Consider the following 14,927-nt stretch of genomic DNA (forward strand, 5'->3'; position numbering starts at 1 on the left):
ATATAAGAAGTGCAGTTGTTAGTACGGTTTCTGAGAGTAATGTTATTCAATTTGTAAATCATTGAAAAAAATAATCTTTTATAAATGAGAAGGTTGTAATAAATAAGGCGTTTTTTTTACGGTTTATTTATTAATATTTATTTATGAGTTTCTTTTTTTATTAAATTTAATCTTAGAAAATTGATTAAATCAAAAATCTAAAATTTTAAAAAAAGGCAGATATATATAATAATTTGGTTTCAATAGCATGATGTCTTTAATATTTTTTTAATTTCATAAATCTCTTGAACCCCCTTTATTAGTTATATATTTGTTATTTGAACCACACTAAATAACTAACTTAGGATGAGTATTGATTTTGCTACAGCAACATTTAAAGATTTTGAGAATATCCCTGATTACGATATTGCTCAAAGAGCGGATTATTTTTATGAATTTCTAGACGATATGAAAGCTAGAGGGCACATGAATTACAGACTGAGAAATACCTCAGGAACGAATGCAACATTAAATATTAATATTGCAGATCAGAATAAACAGTATGTAAGCTTTGTATCCAGTGATTATTTAGGATTTACACAGCACCCGAAAGTAAAACAGGCTGCTATTGAGGGAATAGAAAAATATGGAACAGGAACCGGGGCAACACCACTTATTGGGGGATATTTCGATTACCATTATGCATTGGAAAAGAAAATTGCAGGTTTTTTTGGAAGAAATGAAGATGAAGCAGTTATATTTACTACCGGATATACAGCTAATAGTGCCACTTTGCAGATACTGTTACAGAAAGAAGATATTGCCATTCTGGATAGTGCAGTACATGCCAGTGTACACGAAGGATGTGTTTTTACAAATAAAAAAACGTTTCCACATAATAATTTGGAAGCTTTGGAACACATTTTGAAGATATCAGAAAATACGTACCGTACGAAACTCGTTATTGTGGATGGAGTCTATTCTCAGGATGGTGACACTTCACGTATTAGCGAAATATATGATCTTGTTAAGAAATATAATGCTTACCTTATGGTAGATGATGTGCATGGCGTCGGCATTATGGGAAAAACAGGAAGAGGAACTCTTGAAGATCCGCATTTGCTTGATAAAGTAGATTTTATTACAGGTACTTTCAGTAAAACTTTCGGAAATTTAGGAGGTTATGTGATTACCAATAAAAAGATCGCCTCTTTCCTTAAGTTTCAATCCCGACAACAGATTTTCTCCGCTACCGCTCCACCTTCCTCCGCCGGAATCGTTACAGCCATCGAATTGATTGATGAAGAACCGATTTGGAGAGAAAGATTATGGAACAACATCCATTATTTAAAAAAAGGTCTTGATGACTTAGGTCTTGATACCGGAATTACCTGCTCAGCTATTATTCCTGTGAAAATTGGAGATCAAAGTAAAATGTGGGATATTGGTAGAATGCTGATTGAAGAAGGAGTCTATACCAATCCTATTATGTATCCGGCTGTAGCCAGAAAAGATGCAAGAATCAGGATGAGCGTAACGGCAAGACACGAGAAAGAACATCTCGACAAAACACTTAATGTCTTTGATGATATTAATAAAAAAATGCATATTGCAAAAAAATAATAAATTATGCCTAGAAAAGTAGTGCAGGGCCCAATTAGGGACAAGGAAAAAACCAAACAAAAGCTGCTCGCAGCAGTTGGTAAAATTTTAAGAGTAAAAGGTTACTCAGGATTAAAAGTAAGTAAAATTGCGGCAGTAGCTGGCTTCGACAAAAAGCTTATCTATGAGTACTTTGGAAGTACTGATAAACTTATTGATGAGTATATCAAATCTCAGGATTATTGGAGCAAATTCAGTCCAAACATTGAAGAAGAACAACAGTCAAGCAAAGGTCAGGATGCTTTAACAAAAGGTATTCTAGCTCAGTTTGAAAATTTGAAGAAAAATAAAGAACTTCAAAAAATTATTCTTTGGGAACTTTCTGAAAGCAAACCAATCCTTAGAAAACTTGTTCAGGAGAGGGAAGATGTTGGAAAAGTACTGTTCGAAAATATTACGGATCCTTATTTTGGAGAAGATGCAAAAAGATTCAGAGCTATTATTGCTTTAATTGTTTCTGGTGCTTATTATCTAAACCTTTACCCTGCCTATAATGCAAGCGAATTCTGTGGTCTTGATATGAAAACTGAAGAGGGCAGAGCTGAAATAGAGAAAGCAATTGTTGAAATTGTAGATTTTGCTTATCAGAAAAAGAAATAAAGAATTAATTAAAAGTTTTCCAATTAAGACAGAATTATACTTCTTGTGGATAATTTGAAAACTTTTAATTTTCAAATTAAAACTATATTTCTTATTTTTGACCAATGGAAAATTTTATAGTATCTGCAAGAAAATATCGTCCTCAGGAGTTTGACACAGTGGTAGGACAATCCCATATTACGGATACTTTAGAACATGCAATTGAAGAGAGCCAACTTGCTCAGGCGTTGCTTTTCTGCGGTCCTCGTGGTGTGGGTAAAACTACTTGTGCCAGAATTTTAGCAAGAAAAATCAACGAGAAAGACGGCTCTGTTTCAGAAGATGGCTTTGCTTATAATATCTATGAATTGGATGCTGCATCCAATAACTCTGTAGATGATATCAGAGAATTAATAGACCAGGTACGCTTTGCTCCTCAGGTTGGTAAATACAAAGTATATATCATTGACGAGGTTCACATGCTGTCTTCTGCCGCTTTCAATGCTTTCCTTAAAACATTGGAAGAACCGCCTGCTCATGCCATTTTTATCTTAGCTACTACGGAGAAGCATAAAATTATTCCAACCATTCTATCCCGTTGTCAGATTTATGATTTTAAAAGAATCACTATCGAAGACATTCAGGGACATCTAAGAAATATAGCTCAGAAAGAAAATATCCAATATGAAGATGACGCCCTGTACCTGATTGCTCAAAAGGCTGATGGTGCATTAAGGGATGCGCTTTCTATCTTCGACAGGCTTTCTACTTTTTCCCAGAGAAATATTACACTAGCAAAAGCCGCAGAAGTACTGAACATTCTGGACTACGATCAATATCTGAACATTGTGGATCTTGCCAAGGAAAACAAAATTCCTGAAGTTCTTTCCGCTTTTAATGATATTGTTAAAAAAGGTTTTGATCCTCATATTTTTGTTGCCGGATTAGGAAATCACTTTAGAGATTTAATGATGGCTCAAAACGCTTCAACCATAGATCTGATTGAAGTAGGGGAGAAAACAAAATCTAAGTTTGTAGAGCAAGGCCAGAAATGGAGTGCACAGCTGCTTATTGACGGGATTGAAATCTGTAATCATGCAGATATTAATTACAAGAATTCCAAGAACCCAAGACTTACTGTTGAGATTGCACTAATGCAATTGTCTTCGCTGACTGCTAATTCAGACGTTACTAAAAAAAAAAATTCCTGATACTGGCTCCGTTTCTCAGTGAGAAACAGGAAGTGAAAATCCCTGAAAAAGTTCAGGAGAAAAAAGAATCCGTTAAAACAGAACAAACTGTACAGACGGAAAGTGTTCAGACTGCTGTCATTAGCAAAACCTCAAAACCTTTATCCAGACCAGGAGTTTCTTCAGGCTTCAGCATTAATTCTTTTCTAAATAAAGAAGAGAAAACTGAGGTTGTAGAAGATGTTGTGGTGAGAACCGATAATTTGCCCAAAAACCATTTTACTGATACAGATCTTCAGGCAGAATGGAAAATTATGCTTAAACAGCTGCAGATAAAAAATAATTTTGTTTTTAATGCCGTGAAAACTTTTAAGCTGGAGAAAAAAGAGGAGAGTAAGATCAAAGTTTTGTTCCCTTCCGACTCGGCAAAAGTAGAATTTGATAAAATAAGTGGAGAATTTTTTAATCATTTCAGAAGAAAAGTTCAAAATTATTCTATTGAGGTAGAATACGTGCGAGACGTTGAAAATCTGAAGATTGCAGTAGTGACTAAAAGAAAAATTTACGAAAAATTCATAGAAAAAAATCCAATTTTGAAAGATCTTGATGATTTAATGAAGTTTGATTTGACATAATTTTTATATATTTGTCAAAGTTTTCTGCGAGAAATAACTTTTCGACAAAAACAAATTATAGTAAGAAACGCTAAAACAAAGACATTTCCAGAACAAAATGGAAAAATTATCTAATACATATCTGTCTTTCTTTGCACCCGCTAATTATTTTAGCGGTTATTTTAGCTTTTCTGCTTCTTATTTTAGAAATTTTAGAACGTATTACCGATTTTATTGGTACTGTTAATAAAATTTCTTTCCAAAAAATACAGGAGAAGTAGAGCCCTTTCATTTTCCTGATTCCTTTAAACAAGTTTGAACGGCATTTTTTTGAAAAGAATTATAAATTAATTTTATAATCAAAGGGCTATTGCTGTGAACTTAACAAAAAATATAAAAACAATAAAATTTAGAATATGAATTTAAAAGATTTAAAAAACGAGTGGATTAATGAGCTTACACAGCCCTTAATGATTGCAGGACCTTGTAGCGCTGAAAGTGAAGCACAGATGCTTGAAACTGCCAGAAGAATTAAAGAATCAAACGCTCAGGTGTCAGTATTCCGTGCAGGAATCTGGAAACCTCGTACTAAACCTAATGGGTTTGAAGGAGTAGGAGTGATCGGTTTGAACTGGCTAAAAAAAGTAAAGGAAGAGTATGGTTTCAAAACAGCAACTGAAGTTGCTAATGCACACCACGTATTTGCAGCATTAGAAGCTGATGTAGATGTTCTTTGGATTGGAGCGCGTTCTACAGTAAACCCTTTTACGGTACAGGAAATTGCAATGGCTTTAAGAGGAACAGATAAGCCTGTATTTGTGAAAAACCCTGTAAATCCGGATCTTGCCTTATGGGCTGGAGCATTAGAAAGACTTTTAGGACAAGATATTAAAAACCTGGGAGTAATTCACAGAGGATTCTCAACATACCAAAAAACAAAATACAGAAATAACCCGAACTGGCAAATTGCCCTTGACTTCAAAAGCCAGTTCCCGAATATTCCAATGTTAATTGACCCGTCTCACATCTGCGGAAACAGAACAGGATTGGCAGATATTACACAGGAAGCGCTTAACGTTGGTTACCAAGGGGCTATTATTGAAACTCACTCTAATCCTGATGAAGCGTGGAGTGATGCTGCACAACAAATTACTCCTGAAGTATTGGCAGAATTAATTGGTAATTTAAAAGTAAGAAGTACAAATCTTGCAGGTTTCGAAGGAGAAATGGGAAGACACAGAACCCTGATCTCTGATCTTGATTTCCAGTTAATTGAGCTTCTTTCTCAAAGGATGAAAATTTCAGAAAAAATCGGGAAACTTAAAAAGGAAAACGATATTGCAATCTTCCAGCCGGAACGTTGGAAAGTAATTACAGAATACGCAACTCAAAAAGCAAAAGAAACAGGAATGTCTCAGGATTTTATTGAGAAAGTATTCAAAGCGATTCATGAAGAATCTATTGAGGTACAGAACAGTATCATGATTGATAAGGACTAAATATCAGATATAAGATAATAGGAGTAGGGCTTTGGGAAAAAGAATTTAGGTAATTGAAACATTTGTTTTCACCTATATTCTAAACCCTAAGCCCTAATTCCTTATATTTGCACCATATTATTTATGAAAGGAAAAATCATTAAATCTACAGGCAGTTGGTACCAGGTTTTGGAATTGGAAACAAATAAAATTTTCGAGGCCAGAATCAGAGGGAAATTCAAATTGATTAAAACAAGGCTTACCAATCCGCTTGCTGTAGGTGATTTTGTAGAGTTTCAGCTTGAACAGGATGATATTGCTTGGATTACGAAAATTGAATCACGAAGGAATTACCTGATCAGAAAATCTGTTAACCTTTCAAAAGAAGCCCATATTATTGCGTCTAATATTGATTTGGCATGCTTTATTTTTACGTTGAAACATCCGGAAACTTCATTAGGTTTTCTGGATAGATTTCTGGCGTGTTGTGAAGCCTACAATATTACACCCTTAATTCTTTTCAATAAGATTGACGTTCTTCATGAAGAGGAAATCGAAATTGTAAAAGATGTTGAGTTCATTTATCAGGAAATAGGATATGATACGTTGGAAATTTCATCGTATTCAAAACTGAATCTGGATCAGCTTCAGGAAATGCTGAAAGATAAAACTTCTGTATTTTTCGGACATTCAGGATGTGGGAAATCTACATTGGTGAATGCATTACAACCCGGACTAAACTTAAAAACATCTGAAATTTCAGATACCCATTTAAAGGGAAAACATACTACGACCTTTGCACAGATGCACTTCTGGCATTTTGGCGGAAATGTTATTGATACTCCTGGTGTTCGTGAATTTGCAATGATTGATATTGAAAAAGAAGAAGTACAGCATTATTTCCCTGAAATATTCAAAAAAAGAGAAGAATGTAAGTTCCACAATTGTCTTCATATCAATGAACCGAAATGTGCTGTAATTGATGCTCTTGAAACAGAAGAGATTCAGCATTCCCGTTATGCTACTTATATAAAGCTAATGGATGAAGCGGAAGAAGCGGCTCAAAAATAATTGTAAAAATTTATATCTATAAAAAAATACCTTCATATCATGAATATGGAGGTATTTTTCTTTAGATATATTTTGGTAGAAAACAAACCTAACAGGTTTTTAAAGCCTGTTAGGTTTATCTTCTAGTAAATAATTCTTCTTATCTCATTTTTCATCTCAGGTATAAATCTTAAAAAAAAGAAAAAAATAATTTCAGGAAACTATTTTTAATCATTTTTTGAAATGAAAAATAATTAAATTTTAGAATAACTCTACTTTTTGTCACTGAGAATTTATTGTATAACTCCACTTTTTCGTGTCAGAATTTATGGAAATAAAAAAATAGTAAGAAAATATCAATTATTTCATTGATTGAAATAGAAGCAATACTATATTAATATACTTTTATATGGTTTTTGATTTTATCAAATCGATAAAGAAAACACGTATTTTTTACAAATAAAAAACCCAGCCGAAGCTGGGTAAAAACTAATAACCATGAAAACTCAAATTAAACATGAGAATCGTAATAGAATTAACAATTACTGTGCCAAAGTTTGGTTCACGATTTCTTAATAAAAGTTATTTTTATGTTAAAAAAAAATTAAAATAAAAATCAAAGATATTTTTTGTAATTTTGCACCATTAAAAAAATATACATTTATGTCTAACATTACATTCACTATGATTAAGCCTGATGCAGTTGCTGACGGACATATCGGTGCAATATTGGGTAAGATTGCTGAAGGAGGTTTTAAAATCAAAGCTTTAAAATTAACTCAGCTTACAGTTGCTGATGCAAAAAAATTCTATGAAGTACACGCTGAAAGACCATTTTATGGAGAATTAGTAGAGTTCATGAGTTCTGGTCCTATCGTAGCTGCAGTTTTAGAAAAAGACAATGCGGTTGAAGATTTCAGAACATTAATCGGTTCTACTAACCCTGCAGATGCTGCAGAAGGTACAATCAGAAAAATGTTTGCTAGAAGCATCGGAGAAAATGCAGTTCACGGTTCAGATTCTGACGAGAATGCATTAATCGAAGCTCAGTTCCATTTTTCAGGAAGAGAGATTTTCTAAGAAAATTTCTTACAAAATAAAAGATCCGGAGAAAATTTTCTCCGGATTTTGTTTTTTATATGAGTCCTTATTTTTGGAAGGTCTTAAAGGTTGTTTTCAATAGCTCCCACATTTTCTCTGTACAGCTCAATAGGTTTATTCAATAAGACTGCTATGACGGTCATTTGTTTATCCAGTCTTTCTTTTGGAATATCAATATAAATAATTCCCGGGCGGTCACTCCAGTACAATTTATTGTAAATCGTATGAGTAAGCATGCTGCCATCACCTACAATTCTTATTCTGGCTATGTTATTTTTTACTCCTTTTAGAGCAATAGGACCGGTTGGGGTTCCTTCTACAAAAAGATAAAGAGTTTGTTTGTCTTTTGATAAAGCACTCATTCCGGGGAAATGTCCTTCCGGTAATCCTTTTCCTGTCTCAAATAAAGCCTCTGCATGTTTGCTTATCCATTGCAGCGTTTCCATATTTGTTGTAGAGGTTTTCTTAATTTTCATGTCAAGCCCATCATTGGTCAGCCCATCATGGGTCACTAAATTATTATCATAGTTCAGAGCATTGGCTATATCATAAACAGCTTCCTGAGTATTTTTAATTTCCAGTATTTCGGGAAGGGGATGTTCACTCTTCTTGAAATCTTTTAGAAATACAGGCGGATTCTCAAAAGTAACTTCTGCTACGGTAACATCTTTATCAAATTTTACATTAGAGAAGTTCAAAGTAAGTGTTTTTTCAGCACTATAATCTATGGTAACAACTGCGGATGGATCTCCAATGATTTTTGCTGAAAGAGGTTTTGTTGCCAATCCATAGATCTTTGTGAAGTTTTTGGCTTCATCAAGATAAAGAAATAAAGATTTTTTAGAGGTTGACAAAGATGATTTTCCTTTGTAATTTTCAAAAGGAATTCCGCGGGTTGTTTCGTAGATGGCATCCTTATTTTTGAATGTCCAACGTCCGAGATTTTTAAGAATCTCAATTTGTTCTTCCGGAATGGAGCCGTCTGATTTAGGACCGATATCAAGTAAGAGATTTCCCCCCATACTTATTACATCTGCCAGAGTTCTTACAATCATATTAGGGGTCTTATAATTTTTGTCATAAGGCTGATATCCCCACGAATCATTCATCGTGTAGCAAAGTTCCCAATAGGGATTTTGTGGCGGAATTATAGGAATACCCTGTTCGGGAGTATCATAGTCTCCATGAGTATTGAGTCTTGAATTGATGATGATATTAGGATTGTATTTTTTCAGTAAATCTAAGGTTTGAGAGGCTTTCCATTCCTCAGATGTATGTTCCCAGTCTCCATCAAACCAAATAAGATCCGGAGAATATTGAGAGGAAAGCTCACTAAGCTGGCTATGATAGTAGTTGATGAAATTCTGCCAGCGTATCGGCTCATTTTTTATTTCGTACCGCTTTTTTGTTCTGGTATTGATGTCATAATACGGGTGACTCCAATCCGGCAATGAGAAATAAAGTCCTGTTTTTAATCCTGATTTTTTCAACGCAGAAACAAAAGGACTTAAAACATCTTTTTGGGCAAGGGCGTTTTGAGGAATGCTTGTCGCTTTTTCTGCCTTTGAGTTCCATAATGAAACCCCGTCATGATGTTTGGTAGTAATGACAGCATATTTTGCTCCGGATTCTTTAATGAGATTTACCCATTGCTCTGGTTGATATTTTGTAGCTGAAAAACCATTCAGCTGTTTCATATAATTTTCGTGATTAATATAATTATTGAAGAATGACCAGGATTCAGAGATTCCGTTGACGGAGTAAATTCCCCAGTGAATAAAAATACCCAGTTTTGCATTTTTAAACCATTCCATTTTTTTGCTGTTTTCAACTGTTTGAGCCTGTGCATCGATACTGTGGGCAGATAATATCAATCCAAGGAAAACGGCTTTAATCAGACTGTTTTTCATATATAGATTTATTTTACCATTAAATATAAATAAAGAAAATAGGATAGTATTAAATAGTTTCTAATATTTGCTAAATAATTGTTATTAAAACGTTTTTAATTATTGTATTTTTATAAATGGAACGTTTATTGTAAAATTCTTCTAAAAAGTATTATGAAAATTCCAGCATTATTAATGGCTAGTTTATTAGCGGTAGGAGTTTCTGCACAAACTACAAAACCGGCTACAAAAACTACAAAGCCTGTAAAGAAAGTTAAAAAAGTAGCTCCGGCTCCAGAAAGTCCGGAAAAACCTAAACCAACTACACCCAAAGCTGTGGTTAAGAAAGACACTGTTGTGCTTAATCATTTCTCTTGTCCGGCTTGTGGAATGGGATAAAGTATGGGAAAGCCGCTGCTAGGATTATCCATGATGGCAGAAGCGGAATTTGTTTCTGCTGTTTTGCCTTTACTGCAAAGCAATTCTGTTGAAGTGCTTGAATGGTCATTTGATACATTCTATAATGTAGAAGAACCAGATTGGTTGAGTGAGCTGCTTGACTTTTACTCTGAAAATAATCGTTTGATTGGACATGGGGTCTATTATTCTCTATTTGATGCCCGATGGACCGACAGGCAGGAGATTTGGCTGAAAAAATTACAAAAAGAGTTTCGTAAAAGAAACTATAACCACATTACGGAACATTTCGGTTTTATGAACACTGAAAATTTCCATCAGGGTGTGCCATTACCGGTTTCTCTACACCCTAAAACACTAAAGATTGGAAAAGACAGGCTTTACAGATTACAGGATGCTGTACAGGTTCCTGTCGGAATAGAAAACCTTGCGTTCTCATTCTCATTGGATGATGTGATGGAACAGGGAGTATTTCTTGATAAATTAACAGAAGATACCGATGGATTCCTGATTCTTGATCTTCACAACATCTATTGCCAGTCCTTTAATTTCGAAGTTGAAATGCAGGAGATCATCAAATTATATCCACTGGATAAGGTGAAGGAAATTCATCTGTCAGGAGGAAGCTGGCAGGAAAGTGTATATGGAAAGACATTAGTACGAAGAGATACTCATGATGACATAATTCCTGAAGATATTCTGTTTGTGTTGCCTTCAATCTTGTCTCAGTGTAAAAATCTGGAATATGTTATCATTGAAAGGTTGGGAAATACCATCAATACAGATGAAAAAAAGAAGAATTTTCTGGATGATTTTACAAAAGTCAAAAATCTCATTGATTCATCAGATTTTGGAACGGAAAATAAAGATCCCTGGACGAAAAAAGAAGTTCGATTTTCAGAAAATCCTTTGGAAGATCTGATGCTTCACGAAGAACAAACATTGTTGACAAAATTGTTGTTTGATAACGCCGGACCTGAATCAATTAAAAATCATGATTTCCATTACTTTAAGACAAAAAACTGGGATCCGGAGATGATTCTTACCGCTCAGAATATCATTAAAAAATGGAATCCCTATTAAATGATACCTTTCTAATAACCACAAGCTAAATTATATGAAAATGACAACCGTATTATTAATCATCACAGTTGTACTTACAGCGCTTATAGCTGGACTTTTCTATGCTTATTCGTGCTCTGTAGTGCTGGGATTAGGTAAATTATCTGATGCTGAATATCTGAAGGCTATGCAGAATATCAACCGTGAAATTCTTAATCCTATCTTTTTTATGAGTTTTATGGGGGCGGCCATTCTTCTTCCTGTATCTACTTTTTTCTTGCGGGGAGAGCAACCTGTCTTTATTTTTCTTTTATTGGCTACATTAGCTTATCTGATAGGTGTTTTCGGGGTTACAATGGTTGGAAATGTTCCTATGAACGACCAGCTTGACCAGTTTGACATTTCAGGCTCTACGGCTGAAGCAATCAAACAAATGCGTGATAATTTTGAAAACAGATGGAATTTCCTAAACAATATAAGAACTGCTTTTTCGGTAATCAGCATAATATTAGCGGTTTGTGCCTGTATCTGGCATAAAGAATTATAGATAAAGCCTTATGGTAGGTGGAAATACTCAAATCAAAAATTCCGTATTTCTACGGATTGATTGTAGTTAATTTTTTATAGATCTTTGTGTTGTTACTAAGAAGAAATTTAAACATTACAGAATTTTGGAAAAAAATTAATAACCAAGGCGACTCAAATTCAAATTGAAAAAGGCAGCTCTATTCGAGCTGCCTTTTGTGTATTTAAATTGATGTCTTTTTTAGATTTTCAAAAGCTCAATAGTTCTTTCAGGACTTTCAGTAGAGAATACTGCATTTCCAGCAACCAAAACATCAGCTCCAGCTTCGAAAAGCTTAGAGGCATTATCAAGGTTTACTCCTCCGTCTATCTCAATAAGAGCAGTAGAGTTGTTGCTTAAGATAAGGTCTTTTGTTTCAGCAATCTTTTTATACGTGTTTTCAATGAATTTCTGTCCTCCAAACCCTGGATTCACGCTCATCAATAATACAAGATCCACATCTGCAATAATATCTTCAAGCATTAAAACTGGAGTAGATGGATTCAAAACAACACCTGCTTTTGCTCCTTTACTCTGAATGTGGTGAATGGTTCTGTGAAGGTGGGTACATGCTTCATAATGTACAGAAATAAGGTCAGCTCCATGGTTGATAAATTCATCAACATATTTTTCAGGCTCCACAATCATTAAGTGAACATCCACGAATTTTTTGGCATGCTGCTGAACGGTTTTCATTACCGGAAAACCAAATGAAATGTTAGGGACAAATCTCCCGTCCATTACATCAATGTGGAACCAATCTGCCTGAGATCTGTTCAGCATTTCAATATCTCTTTGCAGATTCCCAAAGTCTGCGGATAAAAGGGATGGAGCAATAAGCTTCGTTTTCATTTTTACTTTTTACTTAATATTAGATGTTAGAATAAAGAGAAAAGAATAAAGACATTTGATGTGAAATCATTTGTGACTTTAAGTCTTTTCTCTCCAATCTTTGTTCTTTCTTCTATTAATGATACTTCAGCTTCATTTCCGGTTTAATCTTCAGAACCGTTTCGTAGATTAGTTTAATAACATTTCCTACGTCTTCTTTAGATACCATTTCTACCGTTGTATGCATATAACGCAAAGGTAAGGAAATTAAAGCACTTGGTACACCACCGTTAGAGTGAGCGAAAGCATCCGTATCTGTTCCTGTAGCTCTGCTTGCTGCTGCTCTTTGATAAGGAATCTTTTTGGTTTTTGCAGTGTCAATAATCAGTTCTCTGATGGTATGATGAACGCTTGGAGCAAAGAATACTACTGGTCCTGCACCACATTTTTGGTCTCCTTCTTTTTTCTTTTCGATCATTGGAGTAGTGGTATCATGGGTTACATCAGTTACAATTGCAATATTGGGTTTGATGGTATCGGCAATCATATCTGCTCCGTATAAACCTACTTCTTCCTGTACAGAATTGGTAATGTAAAGACCAAACGGAATAGATTTTTTATTTTCCTTTAAAAGTCTTGCTACTTCAGCAATCATAAAACCTCCGATTCTGTTGTCAAGAGCTCTGCATACAAAGTATCTGTCATTCATTTCGAAGAACTCATCAGGATAGGTAATCATACATCCAACAAAGATTCCCATGTCTTCTACTTCTTGTTTGGTAGTAGCTCCACAGTCGATGAAGATATTTTCGATTTTTGGAGTAGGTTCATTTTGATTGGATCTTGTATGGATAGCCGGCCACCCGAATACACCTTTTACAATTCCTTTTTCTCCGTGAATATGTACTACTTTAGATGGAGCAATAGTCTGGTCTGAACCTCCATTTCTGATTACATAAATCAATCCATCATCCGTAATATAGTTTACATACCACGAGATTTCATCCGCATGCGCTTCAATCACTACTTTAAATTCTGCTTCAGGGTTGATGATCCCATAGCATGTTCCGTAATGATCCACTTCAATCTTGTCTACATAAGGTCTGATGTAGTCCATCCAAACCTCTTGTCCTTTGTGTTCGTATCCGGTTGGAGATGAAGTGTTTAAATATTTCTCTAAAAATTTTAAAGATTTCTTTTCAAATTTCATAAAAAGGAATGATTTTTGCGTTTAATTTTTGTTCTTATAAGTGTAAAAATAATGAATTTTAGTAAGATTATCTGTCTTTTTATGTTCTTTTTTGGAGTCAGCGTTTTTGGACAGAATGATACTGTGGTAGCTAAACCATTGAATCAATACCCCGCTGAATCTTTGAAAGTAGATGAATTTGGTAATAAATATTATTACGACGAGCAACAGAAAGTTAAGATCTACGAAGTGAATGGAGAGCCTGTGGTAGTAATGGACGAATTGGTTCTGGTTAATAAACCTAGGTTTAATAATCAATTGGATAAAAATTACTACTATTTCTTAAATAAGAAACTCTACAGAGTATATCCATTATTTGTAACTGCTTTGCAACAGTACAGAGATATTCAGGTAGACATGAATGATCTGGATAATAAAGCCAAGAGGAAATTTGTAAGAGAAAGACAGAATATGCTTGCCGATCAATATGAAAAGCAGTTAAGAGATCTTACCACTACCGAAGGACAGGTTTTTGCAAAACTGATGAACAGAGCAACCGGTAAAAACGTTTATGAGATTATTAAAGAGCTAAGAGGCGGATTTAGTGCCTTCTGGTGGAATTTAAAAGGGAAGATGGCTGATATTGATTTGAAAGAACGGTATGATCCTCATAAAAACAGAACAGATGAATTCGTGGAATCACTATTACAGTCTAATTGGAATTCAGGGTATTTGAAACCTTATCCGGGAGCAAGTGATTTTAAAGTAAAGAAATAATAAAATAAAATTCCTGTAAGTGCACTTACAGGAATTTTTCTTTTAATTTATCGAATACAATTTTGTCTATAGGAAGTGGGAAAGGATTATCCGGTCTGTCAATATCAATCCATTCTGTTTTTTCAATACAAGGATCCAGAATAAGGAACTCTTTCTCATCAACAATATTTACGATATAATATATAGTAAGAAGTTGTTCATTTTCTTTGAAACGGGAAACCAGAAAGTTTTCCTGTGTGTAGAAGTGCTCTACGATATCCACTTTTACATTCAGTTCTTCATCAAATTCACGATGCAGGCATTCCAATGTTCCTTCACCATACTCCAATCCACCACCTGGAAATTTCATTAAAGGTTCGCCGGCATATTCCTCAAATAATGTGAGTACTTTCTTGTCTTTTACTGCACAGCCATACACTCTAATGTTGATCTTGTCTATCATATATATAATGTATAATATTTTGTATAGCTAAGATAATGAATTTTTATGAGGCATATAAGGATACAAGACCGAAAAAAACAAATTTGTTTGGTTGCTTTTTAC

15 protein-coding genes are annotated in these 14,927 nt (G+C 34.4%); 11 read left to right on the forward strand and 4 right to left on the reverse strand.

Going from position 1 to position 14,927, the window contains the following annotated elements; translation table 11 throughout:
• Positions 1–345 precede the first annotated feature (345 nt).
• The 7 genes from BLS98_RS04215 (at position 346) to BLS98_RS04245 (ending at position 7,632) form a co-directional block, all read left to right on the forward strand.
• Positions 346–1,602: an aminotransferase class I/II-fold pyridoxal phosphate-dependent enzyme gene (locus tag BLS98_RS04215; protein ID WP_089733886.1), complete on the forward strand. Its 1,257-nt coding sequence runs from the start codon at positions 346–348 to the stop codon at positions 1,600–1,602.
• Positions 1,603–1,608: 6 nt separating this feature from the next.
• Entirely contained in the window at positions 1,609–2,241 is a 633-nt protein-coding gene (locus BLS98_RS04220) for a TetR/AcrR family transcriptional regulator (protein WP_089733888.1), read from the forward strand.
• A 104-nt stretch (positions 2,242–2,345) separates the two neighbouring features.
• On the forward strand, positions 2,346–3,431 hold the full coding sequence (gene dnaX / locus BLS98_RS04225; RefSeq protein ID WP_089733889.1) for a DNA polymerase III subunit gamma/tau: 1,086 nt from the start codon (positions 2,346–2,348) through the stop codon (positions 3,429–3,431).
• Between the two features lie 32 nt (positions 3,432–3,463).
• On the forward strand, positions 3,464–4,045 hold the full coding sequence (locus BLS98_RS23545) for a hypothetical protein (protein ID WP_228425324.1): 582 nt from the start codon (positions 3,464–3,466) through the stop codon (positions 4,043–4,045).
• A gap of 395 nt (positions 4,046–4,440) precedes the next feature.
• Positions 4,441–5,523 carry a chorismate mutase gene (locus BLS98_RS04235; RefSeq protein ID WP_089733891.1) on the forward strand — a complete coding sequence of 361 codons (1,083 nt, stop codon included), beginning with the start codon at positions 4,441–4,443 and terminating at the stop codon, positions 5,521–5,523.
• 123 nt (positions 5,524–5,646) lie between these two features.
• The gene (rsgA, locus tag BLS98_RS04240; RefSeq protein ID WP_089733893.1) at positions 5,647–6,573 is read left to right on the forward strand and encodes a ribosome small subunit-dependent GTPase A; all 927 of its coding nucleotides are present in this window, start codon (positions 5,647–5,649) and stop codon (positions 6,571–6,573) included.
• 642 nt (positions 6,574–7,215) lie between these two features.
• The gene (locus BLS98_RS04245; protein WP_034707297.1) at positions 7,216–7,632 is read left to right on the forward strand and encodes a nucleoside-diphosphate kinase; all 417 of its coding nucleotides are present in this window, start codon (positions 7,216–7,218) and stop codon (positions 7,630–7,632) included.
• Between the two features lie 83 nt (positions 7,633–7,715).
• On the opposite strand, the gene BLS98_RS04250 is transcribed toward BLS98_RS04245, so the two are convergent.
• Entirely contained in the window at positions 7,716–9,563 is a 1,848-nt protein-coding gene (locus BLS98_RS04250; RefSeq protein ID WP_089733895.1) for an alpha-L-fucosidase, read from the reverse strand.
• Positions 9,564–9,716: 153 nt separating this feature from the next.
• Here BLS98_RS04250 and chrA point away from each other — a divergent pair, with 153 nt between their 5' ends.
• The 3 genes from chrA to chrI are packed head-to-tail and all read left to right on the forward strand — an operon-like array spanning position 9,717 to position 11,568.
• Positions 9,717–9,941, forward strand: a complete 225-nt coding sequence (gene chrA, locus BLS98_RS04255; protein ID WP_089733896.1) for an MNIO class RiPP chryseobasin precursor ChrA — start codon at positions 9,717–9,719, stop codon at positions 9,939–9,941.
• A 3-nt stretch (positions 9,942–9,944) separates the two neighbouring features.
• On the forward strand, positions 9,945–11,042 hold the full coding sequence (gene chrH, locus BLS98_RS04260) for an MNIO family chryseobactin maturase (protein WP_089733898.1): 1,098 nt from the start codon (positions 9,945–9,947) through the stop codon (positions 11,040–11,042).
• Between the two features lie 40 nt (positions 11,043–11,082).
• On the forward strand, positions 11,083–11,568 hold the full coding sequence (gene chrI, locus BLS98_RS04265) for a chryseobasin maturation helper ChrI (RefSeq protein WP_228425326.1): 486 nt from the start codon (positions 11,083–11,085) through the stop codon (positions 11,566–11,568).
• Positions 11,569–11,787: 219 nt separating this feature from the next.
• Here chrI and rpe read toward each other — a convergent pair whose 3' ends face one another.
• On the reverse strand, positions 11,788–12,438 hold the full coding sequence (rpe, locus tag BLS98_RS04270) for a ribulose-phosphate 3-epimerase (RefSeq protein ID WP_089733902.1): 651 nt from the start codon (positions 12,436–12,438) through the stop codon (positions 11,788–11,790).
• A 115-nt stretch (positions 12,439–12,553) separates the two neighbouring features.
• Complete coding sequence (gene chrP / locus BLS98_RS04275) at positions 12,554–13,627, reverse strand: chryseobasin maturation metalloprotease ChrP (RefSeq protein ID WP_089733904.1); 1,074 nt, start codon at positions 13,625–13,627, stop codon at positions 12,554–12,556.
• A gap of 51 nt (positions 13,628–13,678) precedes the next feature.
• Here chrP and BLS98_RS04280 point away from each other — a divergent pair, with 51 nt between their 5' ends.
• Positions 13,679–14,383 (forward strand): DUF4294 domain-containing protein, encoded by a 705-nt coding sequence (locus BLS98_RS04280; RefSeq protein ID WP_089733906.1) that lies wholly within the window; start codon positions 13,679–13,681, stop codon positions 14,381–14,383.
• A gap of 25 nt (positions 14,384–14,408) precedes the next feature.
• Here the strand turns inward: BLS98_RS04280 and BLS98_RS04285 are convergent, their stop codons facing one another.
• Positions 14,409–14,825 (reverse strand): NUDIX domain-containing protein, encoded by a 417-nt coding sequence (locus BLS98_RS04285; RefSeq protein WP_089733908.1) that lies wholly within the window; start codon positions 14,823–14,825, stop codon positions 14,409–14,411.
• Positions 14,826–14,927: the final 102 nt, after the last annotated feature.

Source organism: Chryseobacterium jejuense, assembly GCF_900100075.1.
GTDB classification, from domain to species: domain Bacteria; phylum Bacteroidota; class Bacteroidia; order Flavobacteriales; family Weeksellaceae; genus Chryseobacterium; species Chryseobacterium jejuense.